The organism is Psychrobacter sp. 72-O-c, from assembly GCF_904846605.1.
Lineage (GTDB): Bacteria > Pseudomonadota > Gammaproteobacteria > Pseudomonadales > Moraxellaceae > Psychrobacter.
Genome location: NZ_CAJHBI010000002.1, coordinates 137807 through 147917, shown reverse-complemented (window position 1 = coordinate 147917; position 10111 = coordinate 137807). Strand labels below are relative to the sequence as shown.

The 10111-nt window shown below is 39.7% G+C and carries 12 protein-coding genes; 5 read left to right on the top strand and 7 right to left on the bottom strand.

Features of this window, described 5'->3' with window-relative positions; genetic code table 11:
- Window positions 1-505: 505 nt before the first annotated feature.
- Window positions 506-709: a CsbD family protein gene (locus JMX97_RS01275; protein WP_201554329.1), complete on the top strand. Its 204-nt coding sequence runs from the start codon at window positions 506-508 to the stop codon at window positions 707-709.
- Window positions 710-1404: 695 nt separating this feature from the next.
- On the opposite strand, the gene JMX97_RS01270 is transcribed toward JMX97_RS01275, so the two are convergent.
- Window positions 1405-2112 carry a ZIP family metal transporter gene (locus JMX97_RS01270; RefSeq protein ID WP_201554326.1) on the bottom strand — a complete coding sequence of 236 codons (708 nt, stop codon included), beginning with the start codon at window positions 2110-2112 and terminating at the stop codon, window positions 1405-1407.
- Window positions 2113-2487: 375 nt separating this feature from the next.
- On the opposite strand from JMX97_RS01270, the gene JMX97_RS01265 reads away from it, so the two are divergent.
- Window positions 2488-2973: a hypothetical protein gene (locus JMX97_RS01265; protein ID WP_201554325.1), complete on the top strand. Its 486-nt coding sequence runs from the start codon at window positions 2488-2490 to the stop codon at window positions 2971-2973.
- A gap of 448 nt (window positions 2974-3421) precedes the next feature.
- Here JMX97_RS01265 and JMX97_RS01260 read toward each other — a convergent pair whose 3' ends face one another.
- Both JMX97_RS01260 and JMX97_RS01255 read right to left on the bottom strand, forming a co-directional pair.
- Complete coding sequence (locus JMX97_RS01260) at window positions 3422-3733, bottom strand: NGG1p interacting factor NIF3 (protein WP_201554323.1); 312 nt, start codon at window positions 3731-3733, stop codon at window positions 3422-3424.
- A gap of 130 nt (window positions 3734-3863) precedes the next feature.
- Window positions 3864-4511, bottom strand: a complete 648-nt coding sequence (locus JMX97_RS01255; protein ID WP_201554322.1) for a DNA-3-methyladenine glycosylase — start codon at window positions 4509-4511, stop codon at window positions 3864-3866.
- A gap of 462 nt (window positions 4512-4973) precedes the next feature.
- Here JMX97_RS01255 and JMX97_RS01250 point away from each other — a divergent pair, with 462 nt between their 5' ends.
- From JMX97_RS01250 to JMX97_RS01240, 3 genes are all read left to right on the top strand, one after another.
- Entirely contained in the window at window positions 4974-5240 is a 267-nt protein-coding gene (locus JMX97_RS01250) for a hypothetical protein (protein WP_201554321.1), read from the top strand.
- 109 nt (window positions 5241-5349) lie between these two features.
- Window positions 5350-5622 carry a hypothetical protein gene (locus tag JMX97_RS01245; protein WP_201554320.1) on the top strand — a complete coding sequence of 91 codons (273 nt, stop codon included), beginning with the start codon at window positions 5350-5352 and terminating at the stop codon, window positions 5620-5622.
- 506 nt (window positions 5623-6128) lie between these two features.
- Window positions 6129-6833 carry a glutathione S-transferase gene (locus tag JMX97_RS01240; RefSeq protein WP_201554319.1) on the top strand — a complete coding sequence of 235 codons (705 nt, stop codon included), beginning with the start codon at window positions 6129-6131 and terminating at the stop codon, window positions 6831-6833.
- A gap of 20 nt (window positions 6834-6853) precedes the next feature.
- On the opposite strand, the gene JMX97_RS01235 is transcribed toward JMX97_RS01240, so the two are convergent.
- The 4 genes from JMX97_RS01235 to dapA form a co-directional block, all read right to left on the bottom strand.
- On the bottom strand, window positions 6854-7204 hold the full coding sequence (locus tag JMX97_RS01235; protein ID WP_201554318.1) for a DUF3817 domain-containing protein: 351 nt from the start codon (window positions 7202-7204) through the stop codon (window positions 6854-6856).
- 285 nt (window positions 7205-7489) lie between these two features.
- Window positions 7490-8203: a phosphoribosylaminoimidazolesuccinocarboxamide synthase gene (gene purC / locus JMX97_RS01230; protein WP_201554349.1), complete on the bottom strand. Its 714-nt coding sequence runs from the start codon at window positions 8201-8203 to the stop codon at window positions 7490-7492.
- Window positions 8204-8362: 159 nt separating this feature from the next.
- On the bottom strand, window positions 8363-8749 hold the full coding sequence (locus tag JMX97_RS01225) for a hypothetical protein (protein WP_227671395.1): 387 nt from the start codon (window positions 8747-8749) through the stop codon (window positions 8363-8365).
- A gap of 108 nt (window positions 8750-8857) precedes the next feature.
- Window positions 8858-9763 (bottom strand): 4-hydroxy-tetrahydrodipicolinate synthase, encoded by a 906-nt coding sequence (gene dapA / locus JMX97_RS01220; protein WP_201554317.1) that lies wholly within the window; start codon window positions 9761-9763, stop codon window positions 8858-8860.
- Window positions 9764-10111: the final 348 nt, after the last annotated feature.

Here is a 10111-nt window from a genome sequence, read left to right as displayed (position 1 = left end):
AGAGTACCTGCCTAAAGGCTGTGACTTTAGACAAGTATCCGATGATGAGGTACAAGCCATTGAGGACAGATTAAATAGCAGACCAAGAAAACGATTGGGATTCAAAACACCAAATCAGGTATTCTATGACATTATTTAGCGTTGCACTTGGTGTGTTAATCTAGGTTTCTTTTTAATAAGTTCTCTGCTACTTATTTATATCAGTAAAAATTGCTTCGATGAATTATTAATCATCGTTACGCACGGTAGACATAATTTACGCCTGCTATAACACAGTATTCATATGGATAACATATACAGGGCGTTTCTTATAATTAAGTAACACTATAAACATTGCGTATACAGACAACACAATCTAAACCGCCTATATTTAGCGCTACAAGCTAAGCGCTTGTATAGCAAAGCAATAATAAAATCGGTGATGAAAAGCAATAACTAAAAAAACATCCATTACAATATAAGTATTACGGTCAATAATTTAATAAATAGAAAGAGGAATATAACCATGAATGAACATACCCTAAAAGGTGAATGGAATCAGATGAAAGGCTCAGTAAAACAGAAGTGGGCCGACTTAACTGATGATGATCTCACCCATATCGAAGGTAGCCGCGACAAGCTAGTCGGTCGTGTGCAAGAGCGTTATGGTCATGCTAAGGACGATGCTGAACGTGAAGTAGATGAATGGCGCCGTGATAACAAATATTAATTGATAGATACATCACAAATAAAACTTTGTATGAGCTATCAATATAGAAAAAACCGCATGTAATTAACATGCGGTTTTTTTCGCTTAACAGTTAGGAAGTTAAATAATAGCAATTTTATAAGAACTTAATATAATGATCTCTTATAAAAATTCACTAAAAAAGAGTGGGGTGTAGGTATCGGGAAAAAAAGAGGCCAACTAAATTTTAATGTTCGGTAGCGCTATTTATGTAAGTGCTTCTTATATCGCTCATAATTTTATATCGCTCATAATTGTCATAAACTCTAGACACGATAAAGCCGCATAGCAATTAATTGTTATGCGGCTTTATTGTTAACGATCCATGTTACCCATCACCACTTCAATCGCTGCATCCTTGCAAGATATTAAGTGCGTCGTGACAGCTGGGCATCCTACCCATTACGTACAACTACTATTGGCATTATCTACCACCAGCACGGGATATGTGTCCTTTCTTCAGTTACCATTACCATCCTGATGCTAGTAACTGAATTATTATCCATAATACGGTAAACTCAAGCCTTGAGTCACACTCCCTGATGCCGTACGTCTATAGTGTCAAATTGTTGCCCTGTTGTTAAGTCGCGTGAGCGTCTTTGCTTGTAAGCATATGCTTACAAGCGCTTTATAATGAGTCATTTCTTCTTACTTTCCTTACTTTTTTTTATTTACTTTCAAATCAACATTTCACCAACGACACCCACTAAAAACCCAAGCGAGGCGCCTAGTGAGGTCAAATGGTTGTTATCCAACTTACTCTCAGGAATGATGTCTTGAATGAGTAAATATAATATTCCCCCACTAGCAAATATCATCAGATGCGCAGTGAGGTTAGGATGCTGACTCAACAAGAAATGACCGATAAGCGCTGAGAGAATACCAAAGAAGCTCAGACCGAAAAATATAGCTAAGGTCTTTTTGACACTAAAACCGCTTTGTACCAAGTCACGAAACGAATTAAATGACTCTGGCAAATTTTGTAGACCGATAAAGACTGCCAATAGTGTCGCCGTCTTCGGTTCAATGGCAAATACAGCGCCCAACGCGATAGACTCGGGGACAAAGTCCATCATCATCGCTAGTAATGTCGATTGCTGACCACCGGACTTTGCCAAATGGCGATCAATAGCCATAAACAACACCGCGCCCAGCAAGAAAGAGCCCATTACTCCCCAAACACTCAATTCTTCCATGCCTTTAGGCACTAACACTAACGCTAGTGCCGATAGGATAATACCCGCCCCAAATGACATTAAGGTATGAATTACCTCGTATTTTACGGGGCTCTCTTTGATGTGGTGGTCAAACAAATTGGCCAGTAACCCACCTATAAATACCGTTGCACCAGCAAAACCCGAGAATAAAATAAGCTTAAACAGCATGATTACTCCTTTTCTTTGTTGCTATGCCTACCTATTCAAGCTTTTATTATCTAAACAAACTATCATTAGAGTCTTAGCCATAGAAAGCCTATGAGCAAAATTTTGCTTATTCAAAGCGCGCAATAAGTAAACGAGCGTTTGCATTGATTACAAGTTATTAACGTAAACTACATATTCTATCAAGTTTTATGCTTTACTATGAATAATGTAAGAAAATATTTCAAATATATACGACGGTAATTAATCAGATATAAACAAAATAGAAATTTTTGCGCTTGCTATTAAACTAGACCCTTTATAGCCTACGTTGTATTTTAAGAGGTCAAAAACAACCCCATCGCTATTGATTTAATATCTATTATTGGAGATTTCATCGTGAAAATTTCACATCTTTTTTCGCTAAAGACTGCCCTATCCGCTGGTCTCGCAGTTACCTTGTTAGGCACGACTGTTGGTTGTACCGTTGTAGGTCCAGGCTATGACAATCAGCCCGTGTATCGTGGCGATAATAATAATCGAAACGATAGTTTTAATCGCGTAAGCCAACAGCTGCGTCAAGATCTACGTAGTAAAGGCTATCGGGTCATGGATATCAGATCTGACAGCTATCGTGGTGATCGGGCAATTACGGCTTATGCCAAAAAGAACAATCAAGCCTATGAATTCAAATATACCTACCCTAGTCTAAGACTCATCAGCTCAAATAAAAGAGACGGGTATAATAATTGGCAAGATGATAAGTATCAAAACAACAAAGACCACCACAAAAAAGACAAACATAAAAAAGACAAACATAAAAACAAAGGTAAATATAAAGATCACGGGGAGTATAAACACGATGACCGATACAAAAATCGGTAATACAATCAAAAAACTTTATAACTACTACAAGCCAGATAAGTACCAATAGTACAATGGGTACAGCAAGCAAGTCTAACACCGTAGCAGTTTTACATTTCGCTGACTATATTGAAGACAGTATTAACAGAGACTTGCGTTATTCTGCCACTAAGCAACGAGCTGTCAATGAAATGAGGTCTTTGAAGCAGTAGCCAGATGTGGCTCTCACGATTTTAAAATGTTACTCGGCTATCCGAACTTAAATATCATCAAGGTTAAAAAAGACTGATTTTGAACAAGACTAACTTTGCTATGTTAAGCTAAAATTTTGGCATCATTTGTGAGTTGACGCCTATAGTCAAATAAATCAGTCCTTGATTTATTTGACTTTTTTTATCCTATACTTTTATTCTGGAACAGAATAAACACAGCAATACGTTATTACAAGGAGCTTGTATAAGCTAATGTATTAAAAACTTAATACCTTGATCACATCATAGGCAGGCGTTTCATAAGGATGAGCACGCTTTAACGCTGTAATGACGCTATGAATTACTACCTCATTAACCACCATTTCTACGCGCCACTCACTGACTGTTTCAATACTGTCATGTGTGCCGATATGCGGTGAGCTACCTGCCAGCGGCATAAACTGTCCCATTCCTTGTACCTGCCAGCAGCACTGTTCATAATTGCCGATCGTCCCTGCACCCGCTGCAAACAGCGCGGACTTTACTTCGCTGAGAGCTTGTTCAGGAATAAAAACAGTTAGCTTATACATGTCACCACCTTATGATCTAATATTGAAAACCCAACTTCAAAAATGTATTTAAAAATGCTTTGAGAGAGCTTTAAGAAAAAATCTCTTAGAAACACCTTCGGGCAAGTAACGTCGAATGAACAGTCATATTCTACTTCTTCGATAAGGAGGGATGATCGGTCCATATATAACGCAGCAGCCAGTCTTTAGCGTCACCAGCATAATCAATACCGATACGCGGGCGCAGCGATACTGGCGGCAGGCAACCGTCGTCTTCAACCCAAACCTTAGATTCTGGATTGATAGGCTTGCCATATAAATCGCGGTCGATTTGCAGGCGTTTAGTCAATTTTCCGGGGCCAGTAAGTTGCTTAGGATGAGTCAGCTGCTTATCCGCGCTGAGCAATTGCTCCTCTACCAGTCGATCACTATCAGCCGTCAAAAAACCCGCCCGTATAAGAACCGATTCTGGTGATTCTAGAGGCCCACTGATTAGGTTAAGCATATGATGAACGCCATAAGTCAGATATACGTAAAGTACGCCCCCTTCGCGATACATGATTTCAGATTTTTCTTTTCCTTTTGCCACATGCGCCTGAACTGATCTATCAGCATTGCCTATATAAGCTTCGGTCTCGGAGATACGCATTCGCAGCACTTTTTGCGTGCCATCACTATCCGTCAGTTGGCGACACAATACCTTGCCAATCAAGTCGGCGGCGACCACGCAAGTTGGACGGGCAAACCATGACGGTTCTAATATAATAGGCTGAAGAGTAGACGTTTTTGAAGATGGCATTTATTAGACCTTATTTTTGTCTTTATGATATAAGTATAGATAGTCAATAACTTAGCATAAAAACTAAAATAGGGCGTGAGGACAGTGTTTAAGCTGCGTTCGAAGACTGTTACAGCAAATGCTTAATATTCAAAAAATTTAAGCGAATTTAAATAACAAAAACTGAGCGCATGAAACGGTAACGCTCATACGTGAGGGAGTCAGTAGATAAGCGTTGTGAGACAGTAAATCGTCATTAAGTGTCTAGCGCAGTGTGTACATACACAAAGCTCGATAGTCTGTTATAAGTAGTTCCATAAGCGCGGTCTATTTTGAGTGGTCTATTAATAGGTTTGAAGGGTGAAATAACTGGTTCTAATAGGGTATACCCTGATAAATCATCTGATGACATTCTTTATAAATGCTTAGATAAGTCATCCCATAAATTTAAATTTGATCCTAAATATATGTAGTGAGAGTAAGATGATTTCTAAAATTATATATACTGTATTTACCTGTTATTTTTTAACTGGTTGTAGTGGACTTTTAAATCCTGTAGATACTCGTTTTCTAGATTGGAACCAAGAATACTTACAAGAGCAGAATGAGGCAGCTATTAACTCAGGGTACGTGTTTAATGGAACTGACGAGCAGGCAGCAAAAATAGGTAGACAATGCGAGGTTAAGTTTAAAGAGATTAATTTATATAAAAAATGTTTACTAGAAAATGGTTATAAAAAAGCTAGTTAGATACTAAGGGACAGGGGAGATACTATAAGTATTAAGCATACAGCTAGCAGTTCGATGACTGTATAGCGCACCGAACTTACTTTGAACCACTTTTGAGGAAGATAACATCATGGAATCATTGGAGAAAATGCTTTTTAGTATTATGGCAATCGTTTTCTGCTTAAGTCTATCCGCTTGTAACTACGGTATTTTTGATTGGAATAATCAAAATCTCGATAAAAGAAAAGATTATAAGAATCGGAGTAGTTGTACTACTGACCAACAAAGTGTTGCGAGGATACAATTACAAGATAGCTATAACAAAGCAATTGATCAGGATATTTTTGAAAAATGTACTACTAATTCTAACTATAGGTTTAAATCCGATCCTAAGTATAAGTAGTAGAATTAAGAAGCCCGCCATCACGGCAAACCCAATTATTCCTATAAAAGCTATCTAGAAAATTTGATCATGATGACTATTTTTAAGATTAAAAAGCTAACGTTCTGTACACTACAAAGTACACTGTCATGATTTTAATAGCTCTACCTATTAGCATATATAGCCTACAGCCGAAGATTCAAGTCCTCACTAGGGTACCGAATCTGATTCAAGAGAATATAATCACCTTTTAACGTACCTCACTGTTTTAACTTGAATAACATTTTTTAATCAAATACGGCTAGTAGTAAGATAGTAGCTTCCATTTCAAACTTAAGTAGTTATCATAACAGTTGATTATCATGTTTAGAATATTTAAAAATCGTGAATCTTAAGCCGACTAAGCCCAGAAAGAGATCGAAAGTGCTTTTAAGCGCTCCATAATAGAGATCGAAGATAAGATTAAATAACCACTGGAATCAGTGGTTCTAAGCTGACTGATCTCGATTCAACTACGAGAAATACCTATGACTTCCTCGCTTCATTGCCTGTACTCTTTTCGTCGCTGTCCCTATGCCATGCGTGCCCGTCTCGGCCTGTTGTTTGCCGAAGTACAGGTGGAGTTGCGGGAGATAACTCTAAAAAATAAACCAGCGCAGATGCTAGCGATTAGCCCAAAAGGCACTGTGCCTATTTTACAAGTTTTTGATGCTACTGTGGATGGCGCTGTGATTGAAGAAAGCCGAGAGATAATGGCGTGGGCGCTTGAGCAGAAAGATCCGCAGGGACTATTGGATGCAAAGGTTTTACATCAGGCTAATACTTTGATCGAGCAAAACGACAGCCAATTTAAACATTGGCTGGATCGCTATAAATATGCCGACCGTCATCTTGAGATGACCCAGACAGAGTACCGGCAGCAGGGTGAAGCCTTTTTACAGGTTCTAGAGGAGTTACTGACTAAAAACCTTTACCTACTGGGAGATAGAGTAACCATTGCCGATATTGGCATCATGCCTTTCGTCCGCCAATTCGCCCATGTGGATCGCGATGTTTTTTACAGCTTACCTTACCCGAAGCTACGACTGTGGCTACAAAACTGGTTGGAGCACCCATTTTTTCTGCAAGCCATGACTAAGTTTCAGCCATGGCAAGAGGGAGGCGACGACGTGGTGGTTTTTCCTTCATCACCTGTTCTGCTTGATGGGGTGTCCTTACATCATCCGCAGTAGGGCTGGTTTTAGTCTGCTTTCTACACCTTTTTCTTTAAACTCTTTTTCAACAAATGGTCGAATATAAACGGGCCAAACGGTAAGAACGATCCGAGTACGCCTGCGGGCATGGCCCAGATTGGCATTTTTATTTTGTTAACTACGACCATAAGCATCAAGATATAGGCGATGAACAATATACCGTGTGCCATACCGATATATTTCACACCTTCTGGAATGCCCATCATGTATTTTAGTGGCATGGCGATGCCGAGCAATAATAAGAAAGAAGTGCCTTCTAGGTAGCCTATAATCGTGAGGTTTTTTAAGGCGGTGTTTTGTTCTTTCCCAAGACCGGGTATTTGTTCGGTAGTTGACTGAACCTGCGACACTGTATTTTCCTTTTGTTATTATCAATAAATAATTCAGGGGACACTCAATTTCACTATGATAAAGGCTATACTCAGGGCTTTGAAGTGTTAGTTTGTGTCATCTGTCACTTAGTACGTTGCGCTTTGATCTAACCATTCTGCATTCACTCGCATTTTAATTCCCTCGATATTTTTGAATATGTTTTTGAATATGCTAAGGGAATCGAAATAGACATAAAAAACTGAGCGCATGGCTCAGTTTTTTACTGCAATAAAGTTAGTTAAACACTTAGCTCAGTTTCACACTTAGCTTAATGGCACACCAATACGTTTGGCCACTTCTTCATAACCTTCAATGACATCACCGAGTGACTGACGGAAACGATCTTTATCCAATTTCTTCTTGCTATTCTTGTCCCAAATACGGCAGCCATCTGGGGAGAATTCATCGCCTAAGACGATACGGTCGTGAAAGACGCCAAATTCTAGCTTGAAATCTACTAGCATTAAATCACCAACATCAAACAACTTTTTCAGTACTTCATTGACTTGATAAGTCAACTCTTCCATTTTTGCCAGCTGCGACTCAGTTGCCCAATCGAAGGTTACTGCTAGCGAATCATTAACCATCGGATCACCGAGCGCGTCGTCTTTATAGAACAACTCATAGGTGGGCGGGTTCAATACTTGCCCTTCCTCTAGGCCTAGACGACGCACTAGACTACCGGCAGCAAAGTTACGTACCACACATTCAACTGGAATCATCTCTAACCGTTTGACTAGTACTTCGTCGCTCGACAGCTGCTTTTCAAAATGGGTCTCAATACCGGCATCGGCTAACTTTTGCATGATAAAAGCATTAAAGCGGTTATTGACTTCGCCTTTACGTGCCAACTGCTCGATACGCTTGCCATCAAGAGCTGAAGTATCATCACGGAAGTGTAAAATAAGAAGGTCACTATCGTCCGTTTCATAGACGGATTTGGCTTTACCTTTATATAGCAGTTGTTGTTTTTGCATCATGAGAGTTCCTGTTCGTTCAAGCTTGTGTGGTAAAAACGCGCAGCTACCGTTAGGGGCTATATATTACCGTACTAACCATTATATCAATAGCTATAATGATATTAGTAATGACAATAAAAAAGCGCTAACGGTATGAATAGAGGTTTGTTCGTTTGTTTATTCAGAAGGAGCGGTATTCACCGCAACTGCACGCTCAGGCTTAGGCAGTTGATACTGTTTACCCGACTCATTTTGTAGCTCGAGCGTATTTACGCCCGCATTAGGGGTCGGATATAAAGGTACGAATGGCGCCGTTTCTTGCCCAGCTGGTAGCTCCAGTGGAGCCAGCTTTTCGCTTTGTTGATAGTCTAAGCTGCCATTATCTCGCTTACCCATGAAGCCTTTTGCAGTTTGACAACCACTTAGGACTAAAGTACTGCCCAAGATTAGGGTCAGCATAACAGTAAACGTTTTTGGGGTAGTAAATGATGTCTTAATCATATTATCTCTATATTGTTTCTCAGAGTGAGCAATCATCGCCCATTCAGGCGGCCAGCTGATCATTTTTTCTTAAACTTGAAAGTTTTATTGAGCATTAATAGTTACTAAGTATTAATAATTACTGAGTATTAGTAATTACTGAGCGTTTATAACTAATAACCCGCTTAATACTTATAGTAAGTTTGCTCGTACTAAAGCGGCGTCGATGGTCGCATGATGTTCTTTAGCTAACCATACTAGTGGTAAGCGGATACCCGTATCTATCATGCCCATTTTATTTAGAGCATACTTAGCGGGAATAGGGCTGGACTCAATAAATAGGTCGCGATGTAGGTGCTTGATGGCATCATGTATATTATTAGCAGCGGTAAAATCACCACGTAATGCGGCTGTAAAGGTTTCGCTCATCGCTTTTGGGGCAACATTAGCAGTGACTGAAATATTACCTTTAGCGCCTACTTTCATAAGATCAAGTGCAGTACCATCATCGCCTGATAGTACAACCAAACGCGAGCCAACAGCCTTAATCAATTGTTCACCGCGGGCAACAGACCCAGTGGCATCTTTAATAGCGACAATATTTTCGATATCAGCTAAGCGTTCAACGGTTTCTTGAGCAATATCGACTACGGTACGCCCCGGTACATTATAGAGCATTTGCGGCATATCGACTGCTTCGGCAATCGCTTTATAATGTTGATATAGGCCTTCTTGCGGCGGTTTATTATAGTAAGGGGCTACCAGTAACGCGCAGTCTGCACCAGCGTCTTTGGCATCTTGGGTAAGCTTAATGGCTTCAGTAGTATTATTAGCACCTGTTCCTGCAATCACTGGCACGCGGCCTTTAACATGCTGGACGAAATAGCGTATAACCTCGCTATGCTCTTGCATGGATAAGGTTGCAGATTCACCAGTCGTACCGACAGCGACGAGGCAATGTGTGCCTTGCTCAATCTGCCAATCAATGAGGTCTGCTAGACGTTTATAATCGACCTTACCGTCAGGATGCATGGGCGTTACTAAGGCTACCATTGAGCCTTGTAGTTGGGTTTTGATATCGTCGTATGCTGTGCTCATAACCGTGCCTTACCGTATTATCCTAGCTTTTATCAAAGCTGTCACATGATAGATCGTTTGCAAGGGTCAATGTTAATAACTCAGTTAATAACAATGCTTTGCTCGATATTAATACTGTTCGTTCATACACCATACAAAGGTGTCAACGTTATAAAATTATTATGCGCTCAATTGAACATTAGCGTTATTTTCGTATGTTATTTGCGTCTATCAAATATACAGTTGCTATATAAAGATAGTTATACAAACGCCCGCTAGTGTAGCATATTTTGGTTTGACGACTATCTATCAATTGAGCAGAAATTCGCGATTCGTTTATCGATTTATCAATATACGCAAGGCTTTTAT